General features: G+C 70.1%; 19 protein-coding genes. 6 read left to right on the top strand and 13 right to left on the bottom strand.

Annotation, left to right across the window (positions count from 1 at the left end; genetic code table 11):
• Positions 1–233: 233 nt before the first annotated feature.
• On the bottom strand, positions 234–1,598 hold the full coding sequence (locus WMF45_RS50990; RefSeq protein WP_437714740.1) for a neprosin family prolyl endopeptidase: 1,365 nt from the start codon (positions 1,596–1,598) through the stop codon (positions 234–236).
• 577 nt (positions 1,599–2,175) lie between these two features.
• On the opposite strand from WMF45_RS50990, the gene WMF45_RS50985 reads away from it, so the two are divergent.
• Positions 2,176–3,261, top strand: coding sequence for a hypothetical protein (locus tag WMF45_RS50985; RefSeq protein ID WP_437714738.1), 1,086 nt, complete (start codon positions 2,176–2,178; stop codon positions 3,259–3,261).
• 157 nt (positions 3,262–3,418) lie between these two features.
• On the opposite strand, the gene WMF45_RS50980 is transcribed toward WMF45_RS50985, so the two are convergent.
• From WMF45_RS50980 to WMF45_RS50940, 9 genes are all read right to left on the bottom strand, one after another.
• Entirely contained in the window at positions 3,419–4,456 is a 1,038-nt protein-coding gene (locus tag WMF45_RS50980) for a hypothetical protein (RefSeq protein ID WP_437714736.1), read from the bottom strand.
• Between the two features lie 295 nt (positions 4,457–4,751).
• On the bottom strand, positions 4,752–5,525 hold the full coding sequence (locus WMF45_RS50975; protein WP_437714734.1) for a phosphoenolpyruvate--protein phosphotransferase: 774 nt from the start codon (positions 5,523–5,525) through the stop codon (positions 4,752–4,754).
• Positions 5,526–5,989: 464 nt separating this feature from the next.
• Positions 5,990–6,172 (bottom strand): hypothetical protein, encoded by a 183-nt coding sequence (locus tag WMF45_RS50970; RefSeq protein ID WP_437714733.1) that lies wholly within the window; start codon positions 6,170–6,172, stop codon positions 5,990–5,992.
• Between the two features lie 145 nt (positions 6,173–6,317).
• Positions 6,318–6,782, bottom strand: coding sequence for an alanyl-tRNA editing protein (locus WMF45_RS50965; protein ID WP_437714731.1), 465 nt, complete (start codon positions 6,780–6,782; stop codon positions 6,318–6,320).
• Positions 6,783–7,701: 919 nt separating this feature from the next.
• On the bottom strand, positions 7,702–8,187 hold the full coding sequence (locus tag WMF45_RS50960; protein WP_437714729.1) for a hypothetical protein: 486 nt from the start codon (positions 8,185–8,187) through the stop codon (positions 7,702–7,704).
• 47 nt (positions 8,188–8,234) lie between these two features.
• Positions 8,235–8,756 (bottom strand): hypothetical protein, encoded by a 522-nt coding sequence (locus tag WMF45_RS50955; protein WP_437714727.1) that lies wholly within the window; start codon positions 8,754–8,756, stop codon positions 8,235–8,237.
• Positions 8,757–8,877: 121 nt separating this feature from the next.
• Complete coding sequence (locus tag WMF45_RS50950; RefSeq protein WP_437714725.1) at positions 8,878–9,273, bottom strand: hypothetical protein; 396 nt, start codon at positions 9,271–9,273, stop codon at positions 8,878–8,880.
• 45 nt (positions 9,274–9,318) lie between these two features.
• Positions 9,319–9,804: a hypothetical protein gene (locus WMF45_RS50945; RefSeq protein WP_437714723.1), complete on the bottom strand. Its 486-nt coding sequence runs from the start codon at positions 9,802–9,804 to the stop codon at positions 9,319–9,321.
• Between the two features lie 699 nt (positions 9,805–10,503).
• The gene (locus tag WMF45_RS50940) at positions 10,504–11,655 is read right to left on the bottom strand and encodes an AraC family transcriptional regulator ligand-binding domain-containing protein (RefSeq protein WP_437714721.1); all 1,152 of its coding nucleotides are present in this window, start codon (positions 11,653–11,655) and stop codon (positions 10,504–10,506) included.
• 552 nt (positions 11,656–12,207) lie between these two features.
• Between WMF45_RS50940 and WMF45_RS50935 the strand changes: the two genes are divergently transcribed.
• Positions 12,208–12,873, top strand: coding sequence for a hypothetical protein (locus tag WMF45_RS50935; protein WP_437714719.1), 666 nt, complete (start codon positions 12,208–12,210; stop codon positions 12,871–12,873).
• A 68-nt stretch (positions 12,874–12,941) separates the two neighbouring features.
• A complete protein-coding gene (locus WMF45_RS50930) occupies positions 12,942–13,949 on the top strand; it encodes a S1 family peptidase (protein WP_437714717.1) in 1,008 nt (335 codons plus the stop codon).
• A gap of 256 nt (positions 13,950–14,205) precedes the next feature.
• Here the strand turns inward: WMF45_RS50930 and WMF45_RS50925 are convergent, their stop codons facing one another.
• Positions 14,206–15,219 carry a hypothetical protein gene (locus tag WMF45_RS50925; RefSeq protein ID WP_437714715.1) on the bottom strand — a complete coding sequence of 338 codons (1,014 nt, stop codon included), beginning with the start codon at positions 15,217–15,219 and terminating at the stop codon, positions 14,206–14,208.
• 793 nt (positions 15,220–16,012) lie between these two features.
• Here WMF45_RS50925 and WMF45_RS50920 point away from each other — a divergent pair.
• Positions 16,013–19,414: a hypothetical protein gene (locus WMF45_RS50920; RefSeq protein ID WP_437714713.1), complete on the top strand. Its 3,402-nt coding sequence runs from the start codon at positions 16,013–16,015 to the stop codon at positions 19,412–19,414.
• Here the strand turns inward: WMF45_RS50920 and WMF45_RS50915 are convergent.
• Positions 19,382–19,561, bottom strand: coding sequence for a hypothetical protein (locus WMF45_RS50915; RefSeq protein ID WP_437548241.1), 180 nt, complete (start codon positions 19,559–19,561; stop codon positions 19,382–19,384). The genes WMF45_RS50920 and WMF45_RS50915 overlap by 33 nt on opposite strands.
• Before the next feature lie 116 nt (positions 19,562–19,677).
• Here WMF45_RS50915 and WMF45_RS50910 point away from each other — a divergent pair, with 116 nt between their 5' ends.
• Together WMF45_RS50910 and WMF45_RS50905 are read left to right on the top strand one after the other, a co-directional pair.
• Positions 19,678–20,820 carry an acyl-CoA dehydrogenase family protein gene (locus WMF45_RS50910; protein ID WP_437714711.1) on the top strand — a complete coding sequence of 381 codons (1,143 nt, stop codon included), beginning with the start codon at positions 19,678–19,680 and terminating at the stop codon, positions 20,818–20,820.
• 201 nt (positions 20,821–21,021) lie between these two features.
• Entirely contained in the window at positions 21,022–22,212 is a 1,191-nt protein-coding gene (locus WMF45_RS50905) for a glycosyltransferase (protein WP_437714709.1), read from the top strand.
• 76 nt (positions 22,213–22,288) lie between these two features.
• Here the strand turns inward: WMF45_RS50905 and chrA are convergent, their stop codons facing one another.
• Positions 22,289–23,491, bottom strand: a complete 1,203-nt coding sequence (chrA, locus tag WMF45_RS50900) for a chromate efflux transporter (RefSeq protein WP_437714707.1) — start codon at positions 23,489–23,491, stop codon at positions 22,289–22,291.
• Between the last annotated feature and the right edge of the window lie 31 nt (positions 23,492–23,522).

The raw sequence follows: 23,522 nt of genomic DNA, 5'->3' as shown, positions 1-23,522 counted from the left end.
GAGGGCGATTGCCTTGTCGAGCGGCGAAAACGGTGCTTCGGGCGATGGGGGGCTCGTGTCGACGGCTTCGGTCGCCGAGGATACCTGCCTCGATGTTTGCGGGTCGGGGTGCTGGACGCGCGTGCCGAGCGGCACCTCGTCGGTCGATCCACAGGAGGCGGCGCCGGCGAGGCTCACCGCTCCCGCAAGCGGCGCGACGAGGATCGTCGCATGGATCCGGTTCATGTGCGTCCTCATGGCCACTGGCACCCCGGATCGTTGCCGCCGGGGCCTCCAAGGTAAAAGACCCTGTCCCCAGACGCAGCGTCCTCATTGACCTTCGACTGGGTGTAGCAAGAGTCGCCATAGGGCTCGAGCGCGTATAGGTTGAGCGGTTTCACCCCGAACCACAAAAGGTCGTAGTACATCGGATTTCGCACGTAGGCCGCATACGGCCATCCGGCGTCGGCGAACTCCCCACTGCCCATCTCGGTCTTGATCGCACCGTTCTGGTTCTGGAACGCCGGAGAAGGCCCTGAACGATACACCTCCCCGTACCAGTCGGCCCGGCAGGCGCCCGCGTGCAACGTCCCGAACAGGCTGGCCGGGTAGTACCCGAGTAGCTCGTGCTGGTACGCGATCCACCAGTCGCCGGTCGGGGCCTGAAAAATGGAGATCAGGTGCTCCACCTGCGCCCCGCCGAGCGCGGAGACGGGCACGATTTGGCCGGGGGATGCCCGGCGAAGCGGGTTCGCAACGAACTTCCCGCCCCGGTGGTCCCATGCGTGCTGGTGCTTGCCACCTCTCTGGCTGATGTACTCGACGTGCAACCGTGGCTCCCCGTCGATGAGCGGTTGCTCGCCCTTGCCGAAACCGTTGATCTTGTCGACGGAGATCACAACGCCGACCATTTCTTCTGGAGTGCCCAGCGCTGGACACGCGACCGCAAATTCCAGGAGGCTGAAGCTCCCGGGAGCCACCTCCGGGCGAAACTGGTTCATGAAGGCGGACATGCCGCGGTTCGGCTCCACGGACACGACCCCGGCGTAAAGTCGATCGGGGCCTGTCGGCTGCCCGGCGACCTGATAGCGGTCGAGGTAGTCCTCGATGGATATTGCGTCCGTCTCGCCCAGCACATAAGACCAGAAGGTCGGCCGGTGAAACGGCGCCGCCGTGGCGACGAGATCGAGGAACTCGGGGACGGCCTCCGCCTCCGAGAGCCCGAGCTCCACGCCTGAGGGCAGCACGAGCTCCTCCGGCGCCCACGGCAGCGGCGGCAGCTCGTACGGGATGGCGGGCAACCACGCCCGGTCGAGCCCATCGATGATATCTCCTGACGGGAGCTGGATCGACCGGACGATCGGCGCGCCGTGGTACATCACCTCCGCCACATAGCGCTCGACCTCCTCCTGTCTCGCTTGCTGGGCCTCGTCGAGCACGGGCGCTTCCGGAGGCGGCTGCTCCGGCCCAGGCGGCTGTTCCGGCCGAGCCGGCTGCTCCGGCGCCGGGAGGACGGACGTCTTGCGAGGCTCGTTTTCGCTGCTCTCGTCGAGCGGGCCGAGCGTGATGGTACATCCGCCGAGCACGATCGAGACCGGCACGACGAGCCATCGAGCCATCCACCGGCGTGAGATCGGCACCCGAGAGCACGGCGGCGGGGCGAGCGGGGAGCGAAGAAGGTGGGCCAGACGCCGGGGAGCAGGCGGGGCGAGCGGCATGGTGTGGGGACGATAACGCCGATGCGGCGCGGAGAGGAAGTGGACGCTCGCCCGCCACGACGCCGGGGGCGGTGCGGCGCTGAGCCCAAGGCGCGCCAGGCCTACGATCTGCTCCTGCGCGCGTGGACGCGACGCCCGGCACCGAGGGCGACGCGGGCGGTCGCCTGGCGAGAGATGAGAAGAATACCTCGCTCTTCGTAATGCGATCGCACGGGGGTGGGCTACCCCGGATTGGTCTGGCGGCGCCCTGGGGTCCCTTGGTAACGTGGCCGCACTTACGGCGGCACGCCGTCGACGGCGCCGTAAATGATGAGGAGAGGCGATGGCAACGCGGGCGCGACGTTGGCAGCGTGGGATCGTGGCGGTTTGCTGTGCGAGCACGCTCGGGCTCGGGATCACGTCCGGCGGATGCGGCAGACCAGAGGTGTACATCTGCCCGTGGGATGAGGATGAAGGACCCAAGGGAACGCCTTGTGAGGTGCACGAGCCCCCCGACGCGGGCGGCGCTGGCGGATGCGGCGGCGGCGACGATGGCGGCGATGACTGCGCGGCCGAGGACGACATGGACGTCGCCATCGCGCCCGATTTCGGCGACCTGATCCCGCCGGCAGAGGTCTGCGCAGGGCAGTGCGTACCGAAGGAGCCGCTCGGGTGGTCCGAGCCGGCGCTGCTCTGGATCGGCTCCCCCGACCGCGTGCCGAGCTGCCCTGCGACCGCGCCGATCGTCGGCTATGAGGGCTACGCGGATTTCGCGGCTCCGGCTCCGCACACGTGCCCCGTCTGCGCGTGCGACCCGCCAGAGGCGACGTGCGAGGTGCCGGCGGAATGGAGGGCCTACGCCGGCTTCCCGTGTGGCGGCCCCGAGGCTCCCGCGACCTCGTTCGCTGCCCCGGATGGGTGGAACGGGACCTGCATCTCGGCGAATGCCGTCGAGGCCGGACGGACCTGCGATGGCGCGCCGTGCGTGCAGTCGCTCGCGATCCATGCGCCTCGCGTCGTCTCCGCTGGTTGCGCACCGAGGGCCGCGGAGGCGCCGGAGAACCCCGACGAGCCCACGATGGCGGGGACCTTCGCGATCGTCGCCCGGGCGTGTACCGGAAACGCCTTCCCCCCGTGCGCGGATCCGGGCATGACCTGCACGCCGGTACCGCCGATCGGCGACGCCGCGCCGCCGGAGGGGTTTCTCACGTGCATCCACCACGAGGGAGAGCAGGACTGCCCCGCCACGTACCCGGACCGGCACGTCTTCTACGCCGGCGTGGAGGACACGCGCGGCTGCGCGCCGTGCGGCTGCACCGAGCCCGCCGGAGCGACGTGCAGCGTCCTGGCCTCCGCGTTCAGCGACGCAGCGTGCTCTCAGCTCGTCGCGGGCCAGGTGATCACCTCCGACGCCCCGTACTGCGGAACCATCGCTTCCGGGACAGCGCTCGGGAGCAAGTCCGTGAGCGTCGTCAGCCTCGATCCCGGACGATGCGAGCCGTTCGGCGGCGAGCCCGTCGGCAGCACCTCGCCGATCGCGACAGCGACGTTTTGCTGTCACCCCACCAGCGCTGTACCGGCCTAGTCGGCGGCTCGTTCCGGGCGCAGTAGCGGCCTCGCCGGGGGGATGGCAGACCGTGAGGCGTGCGCGTGCGACCCCCGCGCGTCGCACGCGCTCGCAGCCGCCTCACGGGATTCACTCACGCTGGTGCGCCCGATGCTTCATAAAACCGCACGGAAGCTCAGAAAAGAGCGACTAGACGGATTGCCACCGCCTCCGAGACGGGCGCCACGGACCACCCTTCTCCATGGATCGGCCGAGAGAACGGTCGAAGCGTGTTGACCAAGAGGTCGCCGGTGAGCTGCCCGGTGAGGCGGGCCGAAAGCGGCACCTCCATTCCCGCACGAAGCCCGAACCCTGCGTGAGGCGCCGCGTACTGCCTGCCGGTGCTCTCCCGCGCGTACCACACCTCGCCTGCCGTGGCGACGGCGCAGCCGAAGAACCAGTCCATGTGGCCGCAGGGAACCAGCGAGCCGCTCACCCCCGACACGCCGTAGATCCAACCGCGGTAGGGCTCGGCATCGATCGGAAGATCCCCCCGGGCCTCCAGCGAGAGCGAGAACCTCTCCCAGCGGGCGCCGGCGAACCCCGAGAACCCGACCGCCACGGAGGGCGCCACGCCGGCGCCGAGCAGCACCCCGGCGCCCAACTGGAGGCGCGGGCGATCCGGCGGCGGCCTCGGGCGCGGAGCGGGTCGGGCCGGCGCAGCGACCGGATGGGGCGGCTTCGAGGCCGGCGCCCTAGGCGGCGCGTCCGGCGAGACGGGCGGAGCGGCATCCCCCGGCGCCGGCGGGGGCGGCGGCTCTGACGGCGACGAGGTGGGAGCGCTCCCCGGTGCAGGCCGTGGTGGCAGCAACGGGCGCATGACGGCGCTGAGGGCGAGGCCGATGTCCCCCACGAGCACGCCACAGATCGGGCTCGAGAGCTCCTGGCGGCCGAGCGCCCGGCCATCGCGGTCGTAAAGCGCGATCTCTCCCCGGAACGCCGGTCCCCTGTGCTGGACGACCACCTCGACGCGCCACGCGCCGTCGCGCACGAACGGGTCAACCCCGCCGAGCTGGCTCGCGACGATCTCCCGGAGGCTCGGCTCCTCGGGGCATCCCTCGGTGCCTGGGCTCCGCGTGTAGGACAGGCGCGCGCCGCGCGGCGCGACCTGCGCGAGCGCCACGGGCGCCGTCAGGAAGAGCGATGCGGCGAGCGGCAGCGCGGCGCGTTTCATCCTGGGGATCCGATTGCGGACGAGGAACGGGCCGGACATGAGCGGAGCCCCGTCATCCGTCACCCGTCGTCATCCATACTATTTCCGGGAAGGTCCCCCGGATTGTTGCGAAATCGTGCGCAGGATCCGAAAAAGAGTGCGCGAGGTGTACCGGCGACATCTCCCCCCAACCTGAGGGAGATGTCACCTGGGATCGGGACTGGAGCGGCGTCGCGAGGTGACCGGCGAACGGCGCCGTCCTCGCGCGATGGGTGGGATGGCCGGTCGCCTGCCGGCGGGCACGCGAGGAGCAGCGCTATCCGATCGGCTCAGGCTCGACGTCGGCCTTCTTCCTGGCGCTGGCGGCGCGGGCCCGCTGGTCGGCGCGCCGCTCTTCCTCCGCCACGTCCTCGTACGGCGAGAGCAGCCGGTCGCGGAGGAGCGCGTGAGTCTCGTCCTTGTCGTCGTCGTACTCGGCATGGGCCTGGACCAGCAGCGTGCCATAGGCCTCGTGCCACGCCTCGACCGCCTTGACGGCCGGATCCGCGGCCTTCGCTTCCGTGACGCCGAGCTTCTTGCCGTACAGCTCCGTCCAGCGCTGGAGGCGGCCTGTCTCGGCCGAGAGTCCGAGACGCTCGACCGCCGCCTTCACGTCCTTGCCCTCGAGCGCCTTGATCATGGCGCTCATGCGCACCCACTGCTGGGAGTAGACGAGACGGATGAAGTCAGTGCCCGACGACAGCACCTCCGAGCGCACCAGCAGCGCATCGCGACGGCGCGCCGCCTCGTCATCCATCAGCGGCAGGATGTCGTCGTGATCGAACGCGCGCTCGATGCTGGCGAGCTGGCTGCTGAACGCTCCGATGCACCGGTCGGTGCCGCGATCGATCTCCACCATCGTGGCGTCGATGCTCCCGAGCGCCTCGAGGGCCTCGGTGGACGCGATGACGGACTGGACCGCTGCGTCGACCTTGGCAGCGAGCTTGATCTTCTTCGACTTCAGGGCCTCCCTGTGAGCGGCGAGCTTCGTACCTGCAACAATGCACCCGCTCGGCGTGAGCCGGCGGGCGAGTAATGCGGCTTTTCCCATCAGACCTGGCTATCGGGCGGGCGATGACCAGGCAAGGCGGCAGCATGGTATCGACGCGCCGCAGCATGCCGGCGGCGTCCCCCCACGCGCCGCCGCACGCCGGCCGGCGTCCTCCCACGCTCCGCCGCACGCCGGCCGGCGTCCTCCCACGCCCCGCAGCACGCCGGCCGGCGTCCCCCCACGCCCCGCAGCATGCCGCACTCCGCCGGGCGTCCCCCCACGCCCCGCCGGGTGGAGTCCAGCATCGCTGGCCTTCCGAACCCCCGAGGCGCGGCCCCAATCGCGCTGAATGCCTACCGAGGATTCTCGGGCGGCTCGGTCGGGAAGACTGGGATCCTGGCTGCTGCCATGTGGCCGCCGCTGAAGGCGGATCTCTGATCAGCAAGCATGGCATTGCCCGCGGCTTCGACGGCTCCGAGATCGCCAAGAGGTCGGCAGGGCCAGTCGACAGGGGGTCGGACGGTTCAGGAACGCGAGCTACCCTCGATGGGCAGGACCTCCTTCAGTCCGACCTTGGGGCACACGCGGGCTCCGAGCCTGCTGCACGCCTCTTGAAACCTGGCGTCGGTGACCTTCTCGTAGTCGTCGACCAGGAGGCGCTTGAACGTCGGGGGCTTCGACGCGTCCTTGGGGAAGGGGCCGGACATCCGGGGCAAGCCTACCACAGGTACGGCCGGGCAGCCTGGACCTGCGGACGAAGCCAGAGCGACGTCTACGACCCGGGCCGGTGGTCGACAGATTCACGACCCCACGCCGCAAGCTTCGGTCCGTCGAGCGGCTCAAGTTCAGGAATCAGGGAGGTAGCGCGTCATAAGCGACGCGGACGCGGTTCCCTTTCCTCTTGATGCTCAGGACTCGTATAACGGAGATATCGGACAGGGCTCGCACGTGGGTTCCACCGCAAGGTATCGGTGGGAAGTCCCCGATCTGGATCGCTCGCGAGCTGTACGGATCACCCGTCACCTTGACCTCGATGGGTTTCGAGAGGAGCTCTCCCAGGCGTCTCGAGAGCTCTGTAGCAAGCCCAGCAAAGCTGGAAGCTTCCACCTGCCCCTCGAACTCGACGCGCGCTTCTCCTGGCCACTGATGACCGGACACGGCGGTCAATCCATGCTGAAGACTTTCCACCAACCCGGCGATCAGGTGCCCGGACGAATGGTACACAGAATTCAGCCTCCGCCAGGCGAAGTCGACTGCAAAGCCGTAGGTTCCTCCGACGGATAGGCCCGCGAGCGAGTCCACGAAGTGGTCCACCATGCCTCCATCGTGAGCCACGTGCAGGACGCGCACCGGACCCATGGTGCCTCGATCGGATTTTTGACCGCCTCCCTGAGGGTGGAACCAGGTCTCAGCCACTCGGACGACGGGGCTTTCACCTGCGATGAGCTCTGTCACGACAACATTCCCTGTCGCATCGGCCCGCTCTAGATAGACTCTTTTTGTACTAGACTCCATCTCCCCTGTACCTCGACCCCCTTGGCGTCCTCTCTGCCATTTCCGGACCAACCGCGGGCGTGCGACCGCTGCCCGCGCTAGGCTCGGCCGCCGCCCCGAGCAGTCACGCGGACAAGGAGAAGACCCGAGCGCGAACGAAGGACGCATCGTCCCCGATCCCCGCGATCCGTGCTCCCCTGCCCTGCTCGTCCCGCTCGCCTGCGGCGCGAGTGCGTGCTCCGGCAGCTCCCTGCGAGACTCGCCCGCACAGACCGGCACCGCGGCGCACGCGCCCGGCGGCAGCTCGGCCCCGGCCTCGGAGAGCGCGCCCTCGACTGGCGCCGCCGCGACCGCGCTCGCGAGCGCGGCGCCCCCCGTCCGCACACCGCTCGGCACGGCGGCGGTACAGCCCTTCCCGTTCCTCCTCACCGAGCCGTCGCGCGACGGCCGCTCGGTTCTGCTCCTCTCCAAGGCACGCCAGCCGGCATCCCCTCACGCCCCGCCGCACGCCGGCTGGCGGCCCCCCACGCCCCGTAGCACACCGATGGGTACAACCTCGCCGGCGCGCTCGGCGGCCCGGTCGAGACGGCGCACGACCAGTGGTCGCGCAGGCGCGCACGCTCGACGACTTCCAGAGTGACGGCGAGTGCCCGAGGCGCGAGGTGCTGGCGTCAAGGCCTCTCCTGCACGAGGTGAGCGCACGTCGTAGGGACGGGCAAGGCGACGCGCGCTGGGGTTGCCATCAGAAGCGATAGACGCCCTCGACGGCGATGCTGATGGAGATCCCAGACCAAGCGATACCTGGGATATACGCCGTATGTAGGGTGCATCTGCCGCGAAGCCTGCTCTCCGGTGCCGGGGATAGCGTCGCGCCGAGATGCAGGGCCGGCGCCAGGCCGTGCTCACGCTGGCACCACGTGTCGGCGCAGAGCGGCACGGCGAACACGTCGAGGCTCGGACCGAGCTCCAGCGTGAGCTCGCGGTGGTGGATCCCGAGCACGGCGGCGTTCACGTCGATGACGCCGATCCAGCGCAAATCTTTCAGATTGAAGAAGGAGATTGCATTGCGGTAACGAAGGCTGCCCCATTCGGCGAACCGCCAGCCGAGCGCTACGCTGGGCTGCAGGGTCATCCCTCCCGTGGCGCGACGCTCGCCCAGCGACGTGATGCCCACGCCGAGGCCCGCCTCCAGCTCGAGCTCGCCCGCGCGGACGATTCCGGGGAGCAAGGTGACGGCGACGGCGGCAACGACCCGGCACCGCGAGAGGCCGTCGCTCAGAAGTCGCCTCCGCCCGGCGGAGGGAGCGGCGGAGGGAGGTCGCTCGCCATCGGAGGAGCGTCGTCGCAACCATCGATGTCGTTCGGACAGCTGCGCACCGGCATCGGTGGCGGCGACCTGAGCGGGGTGCCGTTGCAGCGCACTTCGTCGACATGGAAGCTCATCTTGAGCAGCACGCGATCCGCCGCCGACAATTTGTCGCTCAATTTGCCGAGAAGCCATTTGGGGAAGTAATATTCGCTGTTGCTGATGCAACGCGCCACGACCTCGGCCCAATCGACGCCATCTATTTTGAAGGCTCCCAGCACTTCCCGAGCAGTCCACCGATCAACACGCTCGTACTCCGTCCACGTTCCGCTCCCAGGGGGCTCTTCGAGGTTTCCGGTGCACCGAACCTCGACCACATCAGCGTCCGAATCGAGGGATTCGAGCCACGCTCGGACCCGACCAGATGCATCATCATCGGGAACAGAGCAGCCCAACAAAGCCAACAGGAACAACAACACGCATCGTCGCATCACGCACCTCCGATACCGCATGCGCGCCTTGCCTGCGGATTCGCCGCCAGACTGAATGAGTTCACTTTATGTGGATGAGCCGGTCGAGACCGAGCGTTCGGGCACGCTCGCGAGGGAGGGCTCATGAGTCGTCTTCGGTCGGGACGGGGGGTAAGCCGAGCTCTACCCTGATCGCGTCCCTGGCGTCACGAAGCTCGCGGGTGATCTCATTCTCCGGTTCCGCATCCCTCAACCTCTCCAACGTCGCCTCCAACTCATCTGGAAATTTCTCCTCCTCGAACGTCCTTCCGCCTTCCGTCATCCGCAGAATCGTTTCCCACTTGGCCTGACGCCACCGCTTCTGGGCTATCGACAAGTCGTAGACGGTCCTCGCGCGTTCGTAACGCAGAACCACCTGTTCGCTCACGCCAAACTCCTCAGCGAGAGCGCCCCGCTCCTCCGCCGACAAGCCACCAGAGTGCGTCTTGCGGGCTATGCGCCAGATGAGAAGGATGTCTTTCGTCCATTCAACGTTCATACCCGTAGCCCAGCCCACGCCTTGCGACCAGCGAGAGGATGCCGGTCACCGCAGAGGAGCATCGTTGCAGTCCTCGGCTCCGTCCAGGCAGCGGCCCGCCGGCGCCGGTGGCGGCGACGTGAACCGTTTGTCGGCGCAGCGCACCCCCTCGACCCAGATCCTCATCTTGAAGGCGAGGACCTTCGCCCCCCTGATCTGCTCGCTGATGGCGCTGGACAGCCGACCGGCGAGGTCGTTTCGGGCTGCTTCGCGGCGTGCGGCGCGGCGACGCGCCGCGATCTCCTCGTGGTCGACGACCTTGCCATTGATGATGACCACCGATTCACGAGCGAACCATCGATCGAGTTGCTCGGTCTCCTCCCATGTCCCGCTCTCGGGCACCCCCTCGATCTCCCCTGCGTACGGGGCCTCGATCACCCCGGCATCTGGACCGACCGACTCGGGCCACGCTTGTCTTCGAACGGACGCACCGTCCTCGGGGAGAACGCACACCAGCAGAGCGAGCAGTAACAACGAGACGTATCGTCGCATCACGCACCTCCGGCGCCAGAGACGCGCCAGATCGTCCACATCCCTGTCGACCCCGCTGAAGCCGGCCGGCGCAACCGCACACGCGCCCCTCCGGATGCCGAGCAATCCGGCAGACTCGGCGCGCCCAGGATCCGTCCTTGTGGCATCAGCTGCTGCATCGGACGCGCCGCCTCGCCGGCGGTCTGCAGGTCGGTCCACCGGTGAGCGTCGCACGCGCTGCGCTCGTGACCAGGCGGGTCGCTGATCTCCGCGCCATCGCGCCGGCCGGGCGCAGGAGGGCTGCCCGCCGCCTTGGCTGCGTCGACGGCAAAAACCGGGGGGCCAAGCATCCGGCGCACCGATAACAATCGCGTCCCCCATCGCACGAGACGACGGTACCTGCAGTGATCGCTCGGCGTCAACCTGCGTCAGGCACGGACCGGTGGCGTGGTGAACGGTTCAGACCGGGAGCCTGGGTTGCACCCGGACGGAAGGGGAGCCTGGGTTGCATATGTTGTAGAGGGCCAACGATGGAGGACGCTGCACACGATCTTATGAATCGTGCAAGCTTGGGTCCGTCGAGCGGCTCATGATTGAGGAATCAGGGAGGTAGCGCGTCATAAGCAACGCGAACGCGGTTCCCTTTCCGCTTGATGCTCAGGACTCGTAGAATGGCTCGCCGCGCCACACTCCATCGCGCAGCGAAGCGCCTTCTTTTACCTACGCGCCGCGCCTCGAGGCCATCAGGGTCTCGTCATCGCGCGCCATGCGCTCTCGTGGAGCGGGCTGCGATTCGTCGTTCTGACAAGGCGTTCCTGCACGTGAAGACGTGTGGTTGGATGGTGGGCCGTGGCGATGCGCGCCTGTGTCGCGCATGGACGTGCCGCCCCGTCCCGCCGGCGGCGAGACGACGCCCTCGGCCACGGCGCCGGGGGTCAGCCCCGTCCACCGCTTGAACGCGCGGTGGAAGGCGCTCGGGCTCGAATAGCCGAGCTCGTGAGACACGACCTTGGGCTGGGCGGCGCCCAGCGCCTGCCGCGCCCGCTCCAGCCGCAGCTCCTGCAAGAGCTCGCGGTGGCTGACGTGCGCCGCGGCCAGGCGGCGCTGCAGCGTCCGCGCGCTCATCCCGAAGCGCTCGCCGATGCGCGTCAGGCCGGGGTCACCCGCGTCGAGCGCCAGCGCCAGGGCGCGCCGGAAGGCAGAGACGAACTCGGTGTCATGCGTGATGCGCTCGCGGACGTCGAGGCGAGAGAGCGCCTCCTCCGCTTGCACGACAAGGATGCTCATGAGCCGCGGATCCTGGCTGGCGATCGGCGCTTCAGCGATGCCGCGATCGAAGACGATCTCGTCAAAGCGACATCCGAAATGCACCGGGACGCCGAGGACCTCTTCATACGTGCTCGCCGAGGCCAGGGGCGCGTGCGCGAAATGGATCCGACATGGCGCGTGGGCCGGACCGAACAGCGCCCGGGAGCGCGCGACGATCAGCCCGAGCAGCAGCTCCGAGAGCGAGGGAACGCCGCCGGGAGCGTCGTGACGGAATCGAAAGCTCTTCCCGTCGGATTCAGTCCAGACGCGCCCGGCATCGGCGAGCAGCGGCAGATACCGCGTCAGGTGCGCGAACGCCTCCGCGCCGGTCGTGCTCGCCACCGTGAGGTAATCCAGGATGTCGAAGCTCCCCAGGGGGAGCTGCCGGGCAGCGCGGAGGCCCAGGAGAGGACCAGCCGCCCGATGGTCGGTGAGCGCGCTCCACACGCGGCGGACCATGGCGATGGACACGCGAGCGCCCCGCCTCTCCAGAAGACCGCTGGGGAGGGCCATCGCACGCTGAACCTCCTCGGCCTCGAGCCCGTCTCGTGCTGCCGCTGTCACAAGAGCCCGCAAGAGCTCCGTGGATCCCGAACCTTGAGCCGGCACGATCGCTGATTATGTGGGCGCGTCGCGAAATGTAAACCGTCGCCAGCGACGTGATCCCGGGGTGCTGCGCCTGCGACCACGGCGCTGATTGCGGCTGCGGCTGCGGCTGCGGCTGCGGCTGCGGCTGCGGCTGCGGCCTCCGCTGCGCGCTCAAGACGCCTGGGAACGCTCCAGGGAGAGAACGCGAGATCGAAGCAGCACGGGCGCAACTTTGCGGTACCGCGGCACGATGGCGCATTCTGTACATCGCCTGTCGCGAAGTGGAAATCGAGCGCTCGCGAGCGCGTGCTACAGCTCGTCGTAGCACCGTCTCGGCCGGAAACGCTCGCCGCGAGCAGGATGCCTGGATAGGTCCGTTCACCGCAGCAGTCCAGCGGCGACCGGCGCCTGTTGCCTGCTGAGCGCTCGGCGGAGCCGTGTGGAATCGCGCGGACGCCCCGGCGCGCCGAGCGCACCGCGGCGATGGCGCCGGGCGGCGCTGCAATCACGAACCCTCAGGAGATCCGAATGAAAAAGAAGCTTGCTCTTGCCCTGTCCATGCTGATCGCGACGCTCTCCGCAGCTTGCGGCTCGGGCGACACCACGGAGACGGAGAGCGACGCGCCCGCGCCGCAGGCCGAGGCGACTTCGGCCGTCACGCCCGACCTCTTGCTGCGGACGGTGGAGAACATCGGCGCCGAGCTGGAGGCGCGGCAGGCCTCCGGGACGCTCTCGGCCGAATGGGCCGAGGCCTGGTCCAAGGCGCAGGCCATGCGGCAGCAGAGCCCGATCCAGACATTGATCGAGCTCCTCCAGGAAGGTGCCTCTTCCGGAGACCTGCTCGCGGTCGGGTCGGACGCGATCGAGCTCTTCTTCCAGTCCTACGATCCCGTCCTGCTCGAGATGGAGCGGCAGCACGCTGACGGAACCCTCGACGCAAGGCTCACGGAGCTGCGCGCGAGCTGGCTCTCGGTCGCAGAGAAGGTCGTCGAGTCCGGCGACTCGTCCCAGAGGGCGTCGACGTACTGCTGCCGCGCCAGCGTCTCCTTCTCGGACAACTGGAGTTGCCACCAGTTCAACACGATCGGGGTCTGGGCGGCCGCGAAGTGTTCGGCGTTCTTCGCCGGGGTGCCGGTCGTGGACGGCATCCGCCTGTCGAAGGCGTCCTGCTCCAGCATCCAGGAGTGCCAGTAACCGATCCCGAGGGCGCGGCGAGCCGGGCACCCGAGCCCGGCTCGCCGTGAGCCCGGAGCCCTCGTGACATGAGTTCACGCCTCGTCGCTCTCGCCTGCGCGGCCCTCGGCGGCCTCGGGGGGTGCTCGGACGTCTTGCCCGGCGACCCCGTGGAGGAGCAGTCTTTCGCTATCAAGGACGGGAGACCGGCGACCCCGGACGCCCTCTTCGGCGCGGTCGCCGTGCTGGACAGCGAGGGTGTCCAGGAGTGCTCGGGCGCCCTCATCTCACCGAGCTGCGTCGTCACCGCGGCCCACTGCGTCGTGCTCCAGGACGAGGTCACCGGGGAGCTCCTTGCCGAGCTCGGGCCGGCGAACCTGCGGGTGGCGGCAGGCGCGCTCGACGTGACGGACGCGCCGCCCGAGCAGACCTTCCGTATCCGAAAGGTCGTCGGGCACCAGAGCTTCCCGGCGCCTGGCACGATCGGCGCGAGGGAGCTCGCCCGGGCGGAGGACATCGCGCTCTTGCTGCTGGAGACCCCCGTGCAGACGATGCCCCCGGTTCCGCTGGTCCCGCCCGAGGCGCTGGACGACCTGCTGGACGAAGGCGCACCGGTCGTGATCGCCGGCTACGGCGCCCGGGGCAAGCCTGGTGAGCCCTCCGGCGCGCTGTACGTCGGCGAGACGCCCTTCCAGCAGCGGAACGCGACCGAGTTCTCGGCCGGCGCGCCCGGGTCGCCGGACAGCTGCCCTGGTGATTCGGGCGGGCCTGCGTGCCTCATGATCGCTGGAGAGCCGCACCTCCTCGGCATCAGCGTCCGGGCGCTCGGCTCGCCCGCCGGCGCCGACTGCGGAGACGGCGGGATCTATACGCTCGCGCCCGCATATGGCCGCTGGATAGCGGAAAACGCCGACGGAGAGGCGCCCGTTACGGGCGTCGGTGAAGCGCCGGCGGCGGGCTTCGAAGGAGACCCGCCGGGCGGATGCGCCGTTGGCCGCACCGGGCGCTCCATGGCCCCGAGGGGCGTCGGAGCGAACGGCGCCTTGATGGCGGGCGCTATCGCGATACTCGTGCGACGATCCAGGGCACGCCGGTGAGATTTACGCGCTCGACCGACTTCTCGACGATTCAGGTGTTCCTGACCCACGGTCCAGCCGGAGACTCACAATCGCGGATCGCGATCTGCCATCGATGCATCTCGCCCCTCCTGGCGTCCTCTTGGCCACTTCCGGACCAACCGCGAGCGTGCGGAGGGCGCCCGCGCCGCGTCGAGTCCCATCTGCGCAACCTCGCCGAGCCGGCGTTCGTGCCTGATATCCTCGATATCAAGCGCGAACTTTCTGTGCTCATTCATCACAACCGAGCCAGCCGGACATCGTCGAGCAGCACCCAGGGGGCTGATGTCGAGTATGCCTCGATTCCAGCAATGGGCAAACCAGGCGCGTCCGCGAGGCGGTCGAGGCCTTCTCGGAGCTTCATACCACGTTCTGTAAGCCGATAGACACTCGAAAGCAGCGGGTGCGAGTCTGACGGCTTCGGGCCAGGCGCCCGTTCCACAGCCGCGCCAGAGTCGTGGTCTGCCCAATGCTCTAGCCGGCGTGGCAGGAACAGGTCGCCGGTACAGGAGAGCATCTGCCACAAATTCATCCCAGATCGCAAGTCGCGACCAGCCACCGCGAGAGGAGTTTGCCATTCCGTGGACAGGATGGTCAGGAGCAGCTCGTCGAATCGACTTAGACGCAGCAGTCCTTCCGTGGTCCTCCTTGGAAAGAAAGAAGAGAGAAACGTCCACAAGGCAGCGAGCTCTGGAAACCCTTCGATGCCATGCGCGCAACTCTGCGCGAGCGGCCTCGGGTCCGCTGCGGTGTACTGGCTCCAGAGGCGGACGGCACGCCGGTAGCGTTCGCGCGGCCAGGAGCGCGCTTCGCTGAACCGCCCCGGGAGGGTACTCAGCGTCGAGGCGGAGCACCACGTCGGCACCGCAGATTCCTGCGTATCCAACCCGCGAAATGGCGGATCCAGCTCGACGACGACGATGTCCTTACGCGGGATTCCGCGCTCCTGCAGCCTACCACAGACTCTCCAGAGGCCCACGCGCTCGCGCAGATTCGTGGACGAAACCCACACGACAACCATGAGGCGTATCTTGCTATCAGCACCGATAGCACCGACAGGGTCGTCGAAGGAGCCCCACCATGCGTGACGCGCAAGAACGTGCTCCGGCGTCCCCGCACGAGACGGCCCAACAAGAAGGCAGTCGGAATCGACGACAACGTCGGTGGCCCCCAGCGACGCGACGCGCTCGGCCACGCGAGACTCAAACACGACATGCGTCGCGCTAGCGATATCCACAGCGAAGACACTCACTGGATTCGTACGGTTCGTTGCGGAGGCAATAGTCAAGACAGTCGCGACAGAACGTATGGCCACTTGTCGTTACGCGTGCAAGGCCGCCCTTTGACCTGGCAAGCTTCGAAGTACTCGCTGCACCTGGTGACCGGTGCGCACCCTGCCATCTGCTCGGAGGCGCCGCTCCCCACGTCATCACCATTTCGGGGCCAGTCACCTGCAGCTGCTGACTGGGGAATGAACCTGCCCCCAGCGCCGTCCGGCCCCTGTTCCCTGAGATAGCACTGACCCAAATCGAAGTTGCACGCCGTGAGACCGGCACCGAGAGCAGCGATCGCCTTCATTTTCAGCGTGTCCCGCATGCCACCCCCAAGTCATTCACGGTACACACGCGGAGATGTAGCGTCAACCGTGATTCAGGACACGGATTACGTCCTTGCGGCTACCATTTATCCACTATTCACCCTCGCCCTCGCAGCCGAGATCGAGCTGTCGCACATCGTCGCGGCCGAGCTCGGCGCCCGTCATGCACGAGCTCGAACGGCACCCCTCCCGTCGTTGGCGCAGCGGCGCACGCCGGCGAGCTGGCGCCGTCGCGGTCCCTCCTTGGTCGACCTCGCACGTCATCGCCGACGACGAGGGCTTCGAGGGCAGAAGCGCGAACCATCGTGGAGCGATAGACGTTTTATTTTCTCGGGTTTCTACCGGCTCCCATCTAGGCTCGGCCGCCGCCCGGGCAGCCGCGCGGACAAGGAGACCCGAGCGCGAGCGAAGGATGCGTCGTCCCCGATCCCCCCTCTGCCCCCGATCCGTGATCCCTGCCCTGCTCGTGCCGCTCGCCTGCGGCGCCGGCGCATGCTCCGGCGGGTCCCTGCGGGACGCGCCCGCACAGACCGGCACCGCGGCGCACGCGCCCGGCACAAGCCCGGTCCCGGCCCCCGCCTCGGAGAGCGCGCCCTCGATCGGCGCCGCCGTGACCGCCCTGGCGAGCGTTGCTCCCCCCGGCCGCACGCCGCTCGGCACCGCGACGGTGCAGCCGCTCCCGTTCACGATCGAGCCGTCGCTCGACCGCCGCTCGGTGCTGCTCCTCTCCAAGCTGTCGTCGGATCGCGCCGGCTGGGTCAGGCGGCTCGACGCTGCCACCGGAGAGCTCGGACCGCCGCACCTGCTCCTCGACGAGGACCTCGCGGGCGCCCACTTCTCCCCGGACGGCACCGCCACCCTGCTCACCTCGCAGGGCGGCGAGCTCTGCGTGACCGCCATCCTCCCGGGCGAGGCCTCGGCCGCACCGCGCACGTGCGCCTCGATCCGCGCGCACGCCCTGGCCGCCGTGGGCGAGCGCGTCGCGCTGCTCGAGCTCGCCGAGACCGCGCCGCGCGCGAGCGCCACGACGCCGGCGCAGCGCGCCGCGCGCGAGCGCTCCGCGGCCGCGAAACCCGCGCGCAAGGCCCCCGGCCGCAAGGCGACGGCGGCGAAGCCGAAGCAGCCGGCGAAGACCTCCGGCGCGAGCGGCAAGGCCACGCGGAAGAAGCGCGGCGAGCACCGCGGGCGCGACGGTCGGCCCGCGAAGACCACGCGCCCCGCGACCCGGCCGAAGCGGCCGGACCCGCTGCCCGAGGTCGAGGTGCGGCTCCGCTGGGTATCGCCGTCCGAAGGGATCGCGGCCACGTCGTCCCCCACCGGGCTGCGCTTCCGGCCGCCGCTCGACGGCATGGGGCTGATCGACGCAGGCGGGCGGCCAGGCGCGATCGATCTCCTGTTTTACGCGGCGAGCTCGAAGAAGACGAGCACGTCGTGGCTCGGGAGCGCGCAGATCGCCTTCGCCTCGCTCGGAGAGGACGGCAAGCTCGATCCGGGCCGGCGCGCCGTCGTTGTCGAGGGCGACCTCGACTACGGCGCGCTGCGCGGCCACCAGGATCCGCGCCTCGTGACGGCGAGCGCGGGTGCCGTGGTCGTCGACGTCACCGGCCGCAACGGGGCCTGCCAGGCGACGCGCGTCGCGCCCTCGCTCCAGCGGCTGGTCGCCGGCGCCGCGCCCAGGGCGGTCTGCTCCGTGGATCCGGCGCGCCTCGCGGACGCGACCCCGGTCACGCCGGCCGAGATCGGCGCGCTCGAGCGCATCGCCGCGAGCGGCGCCCGGCGCGCCCCGGGACAGCCGGGGTACGATCCGGGGCTCGCTGCGTGGGCGGGAGATCGCGCGTACTTCCAGACGATCTCCGGCGGGCTCTTCTCGGCCTCGCGCGCCGACGGGCAGCCGCGCCGCGAGCCGGACCCATTCCCGGCGCGCCGCGCGCGCATCGCGTGGGGCGCGCTCGCGACGGACGGCGAGGGGCTCGCCTTCGCCGCGGGGCAGCTGCACCGGCTCGACGCGCGCGCCCTGATCACCTCGGCGGCGGCGCCGGAGAGCCTCGGCGCGGCGCCGGCAGGCGCCGCCGGCCGCGCGCCGGGCACGCCGATCGGCGAGCCGGAGCGCCCCACCGACAGGCGGCGCGCCGCGCGCATCGGGTCGTCCTGGTGGCTCGCGAGGACCGACGTGGCGCGGCTCCTGCCCGGACCGCTCGTGGTGCCCGCGCTGCGGGGGCGCGCGCACGAGGACAGCACGGCGCTCGTCGGCGGGCACGAGCGCGGGCTCTTCCTCGAGGTGCTCGGCGACAGGCTCCAGATCACCGGGATCGACGCCTCGGGCGCGCTCACCGGGCTCGGCGCTCAGGGCGGGCTCGCGCCGGTCGCGCCCGGCGCGCCCGATCCCGACGCCGCACGCCACGCGCCGCCCGCCCTCGCCATCGCATCGCCGGTGCGCGCGGGGTTCGACGCATGCGAGCGCCGCGGCGGCGGGGCCATCGTCGCCGGCGTGAGCGCCGCGGATCCGCGCGTGGTCGTGGCGCTCTCGATCGACGCGCTCGGCCGGCCCGGCGCGGCGCGCGTGACCTCGCTGCCGATCGTCGAGGGCGACCTCGCGGTGCGGCTCGTCGCCCTGCCCGAGGGAGGCGCGCTGCTCAGCGACGCGGCCCGGCGCCACGTGGTGTGGCTCGACGACGAAGGCGCCGAGCTCGCGTCGCAGCCCTGGCCGGCCGACGACACCGGCGCGCTCTGCGTCGACGGGCAGCCCGCGCGGCGCGCGGTCCCGGCCCCGTCGCCCGGCGCCTTCGTGACCGTCCCGGAGCTCGCGGCGCCAGGCGCCTGCGTGGTGGGTGATGCGGTCTGGGCCTCCGACGGCAGCCTGCGGTGGTTCGGGAGCGCCGTGAGCGGCCTCGACGCGCAGGCCGAAGCCGGCGTCGCGCGACCCACGCCGCCCGCGAGCGCCGGCGCGGCGGCGCGCCCGGCCGCAGGAGAGCCCGCAGAGGCGCCCGCCGCCGCGCTGCCGGGCGCGCCCGCGTGTCCGGCGGACATGGTGGCCGTCGACGGCGGCCGCTTCTGCGTCGATCGCTTCGAGGCGATGCTCGTCGACGGCGCCACCGGACAGGCGCTCTCGCCCGACTACCCGTCGACCCCGAACCTGCTGGAGCTCACCCTCGCCGACTGGTCGACCGGCCTGCGGCGGATCGGCGACGTCCACGCGCGCGCCTTCCCCCTGCCGCTGCTCGCCCCCTGGCAGCGCGGCCGGGCGATCGCCGCCCTTGCCCGCTCGCGGTCCGGGGTGCGGCCGAGCGGCTACGTGACCGGCCTCGTGGCCGAGAGCGCCTGCGCCTCGGCCGGCAAGCGGCTCTGCTCGGTCGAGGAGTTCGTCACGGCGTGCCGCGGCGAGGACGACACGCTGTACCCGTACGGCGACACCTTCGAGGAGGGCGCGTGCAATGTCTACCGGCCGGCGCACCCCGCCGCGCTGCTCCACGGCAATGCGTCGATTGGCCACCTGGATCCCCGGCTGAACCGCGTGCGCAGCGCCCGGGAGCCGCTGCTCCGGGAGACGGGCGGGAGCCCGCGGTGCAGGAGCCGCTGGGGCAGCGACGCGGTCTACGATCTCGTGGGCAACCTCGATGAGTGGGTGAACGAGCCGGGCGGAGCGTTCGCCGGCGGCTTCTACGCGCGCTCGACCCGCGCAGGCTGCGAGGCCCTCATCACGGCCCACCCGAGGAGCTACCTCGATTACTCGACCGGCGTCCGGTGCTGCCAGGACGGGCCCTCGCCCCCGGCGCCAGCGACGGACGCGGAACCGGGCGCCCCGGCCGCTCCCGCCGGCTCAGAGCCGCGGCCGCCCGGGCACCTGCCGTAGCATCCCGGTCACGGCGAAGGCGGCGGAGATCACGAGGAGCGCGGGGGTCCACGGGTGCACGGTGAGCACACCGACCACGGCGAGCAGCCAGGTCAGCAGCGAGACCAGCACCACGCTCCAGAGCACCACATCGGTCCAGCTTCTCATTCGTGCACCTTTCGATGAGGGTCCGTCCAGGGGCGAGGCGAACGGCGTGCCACTCCATCGCTGACGCGCGGCCCCGCGTGCTACGTTGGGCCGCGATGAGCGCGTCGTCCCCCGCAATGGCAAGCGATCTGGAAAACCCGACGGAAGAGCACCGGATGCTGCGGCAGATGGTGCGAGATTTCGCCCGTGAGGTCGTCGAGCCGCAGGCCGACGAGCACGACCGGAGCGCCACCCTGAACGTTCCCCTGATGCGGCGGCTCGGCGAGCTCGGCCTGCTCGGCGTGACCGTGCCCTCGGAGTACGGGGGCGCGGGCATGGACGCGGTCGCCGCGGTGATCGTCCACCACGAGCTCGCGAAGAGCGATCCCGGGTTCACGCTCGCGTACCTCGCCCACTCCATGTTGTTCGTGAACAACCTCTTCCACGCCGGCAATGACGAGCAGCGCGCGCGGTACCTGCCGAAGGTGCTCTCCGGCGAGTGGATCGGCGCGATGGGCATGACCGAGCCGACGAGCGGGACAGACGTCCTCGGCATGAAGACGTTCGCCCGGCGCGACGGGGACCGGTACATCCTGAAGGGGCGCAAAGCGCTCATCACGAACGCCCCGGAGGCCCAGATCTTCCTGGTCTATGCGACCATCGAGGGCCGGGTCACGACCTTCGTCGTGGAGCGGGGGTTCCCCGGGTTCTCGACCGACGAGAAGACCCCGAAGATGGGAATGCGGGGGAGCACGATGAGCGAGCTCCTCTTCGACGACTGCGTCGTGCCCGCCTGGAACGTCCTGGGCCAGGAGGGGGGCGGCATCCGCAACATGATGAGGAACCTGGAGCTGGAGCGCCTCACGCTCGCGGCCATGAGCCTGGGAATCGCGGACCGCTGTCTGGAGATCATGATCCAGTACGCCGGAGAGCGGAAGAGCTTCGGCAAGCCCATCGCCGAGCACGGGCAGATCCAGCGCTACATCGCGGAGAGCTACGCCAAGACCGAGGCGGCGCGCGCCCTCATCTACGCGGTGGCGCGCAACGTCAGCCCCGAGCGGAGAAACCGGCTCGGGACCGACGCGGCGAAGCTCTTCGCCGCGCCGGTGGGCAAGGAGGTGGCCGACAACGCCATGCAGGTGCTCGGCGGCTGGGGCTACTGCACCGAGTACAAGGTGGAGCGGTTCTTCCGTGACGCCAAGCTGCTCGAGATCGGCGGCGGCACGCTCGAGTCGCACCAGAAGAACATCACGCGCGAGCTGATCGGCCGCATCGGCTGACGCTGCCCGGCCGCGCCGACGGGCTCGCGTGGCCCCGGCGCGTGTGTCGGCGACGGATCCTGCGCAACACCCGAGCTCGTACCGACCATCACGGTGTGTCGTGGGCGATGAGGGGCTGTCACGCCTCGGTTGCGAAAAGTCAGCGCTGGGTTTGCGGTCCGGCCATCGAGACGCCACGCGTTTCGATCAGCATGGCCGTCCATGGATTGGGGAGAACTGGCGACGGTCGCGCCGACGGCGCTGTCATCCATCATCTACGCGACGATCCAAACCTCCTTCCTCTGGAGGATGGCGCGGCACCGGCTCGTGGCGCCGGTCGACGCGTGGCGACCCTCCGGGGCGACCCCGTTCGTCAGCATCCTCAAGCCCGTCGCGGGCGTCGACGACGGGCTCGCCGACAACCTCGAATCCTTCGCCCGGCTCGATTACCCCTGTTACGAGATCGTCTTCGGCGTCGCATCGCGAGAAGACCGCGCGGTGCCCGTGATCCAGGCCTTCATCGCGGCGCACCCCGAGGTGAAGGCGCGGCTCTGCCTGACCGATCCGAGCGAGGCGTTGAACCCGAAGGTGGCGCAGCTCCTCGAGCTCGAGCGCAGGGCCGAGGGCAGCGTCCTCGTCATCTCGGACGCGAACGTGTCTGTTCGTCCAGACTACCTCCGCTCGCTTCTGTCGATCTTGATGCGGCCGGGCGTGGGGCTCGTCTCGAGCGTCGTCGTGGGCACGGGGGAGCGGACGCTCGGCGCGGTGGTCGAGAACGCGCAGCTCGGGGCGTTCATCGCGCCCGGGGTCGTCGCCGCCGCCGAGCTCGCGGGGCGGTCGATCAGCGTGGGCAAATCGATGGCGATGCGGCGGGTCGATCTCGCGCGCGTGGGAGGGTTCGAGAGCGTGGCCCACGTGCTGGCGGAGGACGACATGCTCGGACAGCGCTTCAGCGCGTGCGGGTTCGTCGTCGATCTCTGCCTGGATCCGATCGAGAACCGCAACACGAGCTGCTCTCTCACGCGCATGCTGGATCGACACACCCGCTGGGCGAAGATGCGGCGCACGCTCGCCCCGCGCTGCTTCGCGGCGGAGCCGTTCAACTCGCCGCTGCTCATCGCGTGGCTCACGTTGCTGCTCAACCCGACGGGCCTCGCGCTGGAGATGTGGCTGTTCGCCTGGACGCTGCAGAGCCTGGGGACCTTCCTGGCCCTGAAGATGCTGCGCCCGGCGCGCTCCAACCTGGCGCTCGTGGCGGTGGAGCCGCTCCGGACGCTGTGCTGGTTCTTCTGCTGGCTGAACGCGTATTCGAACCGGCGGGTCGCCTGGCGGGGCAACGCGTTCCACATCGGGCCCGGGACGGCGCTGGTGGCCGCGGACGAGCCGTCTTCCTTGCGATCGCCCGCCAGGTAGCGGGGGCGAGGGATCCCGGGCTGCTCCCCGGGCGCGGGCACGGCGAGGAGGGGCCGGTACAGCGAGGAGCGCCGGCTCAGACGTGAACCGACGCGACGCCGATGACGGCGCCGGCCAGGATGAGCCAGAGCGAGCTCACGCGGTACCGGATGAGCAGGAGCGCTGCCGCGATGGCCAGAGCGCCCGTGAGCCAATCGACGACCGCCGCGCGGGCGAGGCGGAACGAGACGACCGCCATCAGGGCGAGCGACGCCGCGTTCACGCCGTCGAGGAAGGCCGAGGCCACGGGGGAACGGCGGACGCGGGGGATCAGCGGTCCGCTCAGCGCGACGAAGAAGAACGCAGGAACGAAGATGCCCGCCGTGGCGACCAGCGCGCCCGGGACGCGGCCCAGGAGATAACCGATGAAGGTGGCCGCCGTGAAGACGGGGCCGGGCGTCACCTGGCCGACCGCCACCGCGTCGAGCAGCTGGGCCTCCGTCATCCACCGGTATCGCTCGACGAGATCCGCGCGGAGGAACGCGAGGAGCACATACCCACTCCCGAAGAGGACCGAGCCCACCTTGGCGAAGAAAAGGAACAGCGGCAGGAGCCCGAATGGCACGCTCACCGCCGCGGCCGTCGCGGCGGCGCCGCTGGCGAGCGGGACGGCGAGCGGGAGGGCGACGGCGGCCGCGCCGGGAGGAGGACCCGCGGGGCGCCCGGCCGCGAGCCTGTGCGACACGGCGAGCACGCCCGCACCGGCCAGGACCGCGAGCTCGTGTACCCCGAAGAGGCTCGCGCCCGCGCAGAGCGCCGCGAGGCCGAGCGAGCGCCGCGAGCGCAGCCCGGCGCGGCCGAGACCCCAGAGCGCCTGGGCCACGACCGCGATGATCACCGGCTTCACCCCGTAGAGGAGCGCCGACATCTCCGGCACCGCGCCGAACCGGACATAGGCCCACGCGAACCCCAGCGTGATGAGCGCCGCCGGCACGATGAAGCACCCTCCGGCCACGAGCAGGCCCGCCCAGCCGGCCCGGCGATGCCCGATGTGAATCGCGAGCTCGGTCGAGCTGGGTCCCGGGATGAGGTTCGTGGCACCGTAGAGATCGAGGAAGTCCTCGCGCGTCATCCAGCCGCGCCGGCGGACCACCTCGTCCTCCATCATGGCGACATGGGCCGCGGGGCCCCCGAAGGCCGTCGCGCCCAGCCGGAAGAAGAGCCGCGCGAGCTCCCAGAGCGCCGCGCCGCGGGCCTCCCCGGACGTCGGCGCCCCCTCGATGGCAGAGTCTTTGCTCATGATACGTGATACGTGCCGCGTGGAACAGGCC

The organism is Sorangium sp. So ce448, assembly GCF_051520915.1.
Lineage (GTDB): Bacteria > Myxococcota_A > Polyangia > Polyangiales > Polyangiaceae > Sorangium > Sorangium cellulosum_B.
This window is presented reverse-complemented; position numbering and strand designations above follow the sequence as displayed.

Bases quoted from the DNA above. Each gene is read 5' to 3' on its own strand.
- WMF45_RS50950 (WP_437714725.1), bottom strand. From the start codon at position 9,273: ATGAACGTTGAATGGACGAAAGACATCCTTCTCATCTGGCGCATAGCC.
- WMF45_RS50980 (WP_437714736.1), bottom strand. From the start codon at position 4,456: ATGAAACGCGCCGCGCTGCCGCTCGCCGCATCGCTCTTCCTGACGGCG.
- WMF45_RS50930 (WP_437714717.1), top strand. From the start codon at position 12,942: ATGAGTTCACGCCTCGTCGCTCTCGCCTGCGCGGCCCTCGGCGGCCTC.
- WMF45_RS50970 (WP_437714733.1), bottom strand. From the start codon at position 6,172: ATGTCCGGCCCCTTCCCCAAGGACGCGTCGAAGCCCCCGACGTTCAAG.
- chrA (WP_437714707.1), bottom strand. From the start codon at position 23,491: ATGAGCAAAGACTCTGCCATCGAGGGGGCGCCGACGTCCGGGGAGGCC.
- WMF45_RS50990 (WP_437714740.1), bottom strand. From the start codon at position 1,598: ATGGCTCGATGGCTCGTCGTGCCGGTCTCGATCGTGCTCGGCGGATGT.
- WMF45_RS50975 (WP_437714734.1), bottom strand. From the start codon at position 5,525: ATGGGAAAAGCCGCATTACTCGCCCGCCGGCTCACGCCGAGCGGGTGC.
- WMF45_RS50955 (WP_437714727.1), bottom strand. From the start codon at position 8,756: ATGCGACGATGCGTGTTGTTGTTCCTGTTGGCTTTGTTGGGCTGCTCT.
- WMF45_RS50935 (WP_437714719.1), top strand. From the start codon at position 12,208: ATGAAAAAGAAGCTTGCTCTTGCCCTGTCCATGCTGATCGCGACGCTC.
- WMF45_RS50910 (WP_437714711.1), top strand. From the start codon at position 19,678: ATGGCAAGCGATCTGGAAAACCCGACGGAAGAGCACCGGATGCTGCGG.
- WMF45_RS50945 (WP_437714723.1), bottom strand. From the start codon at position 9,804: ATGCGACGATACGTCTCGTTGTTACTGCTCGCTCTGCTGGTGTGCGTT.
- WMF45_RS50915 (WP_437548241.1), bottom strand. From the start codon at position 19,561: ATGAGAAGCTGGACCGATGTGGTGCTCTGGAGCGTGGTGCTGGTCTCG.
- WMF45_RS50905 (WP_437714709.1), top strand. From the start codon at position 21,022: ATGGATTGGGGAGAACTGGCGACGGTCGCGCCGACGGCGCTGTCATCC.
- WMF45_RS50965 (WP_437714731.1), bottom strand. From the start codon at position 6,782: ATGGTGGACCACTTCGTGGACTCGCTCGCGGGCCTATCCGTCGGAGGA.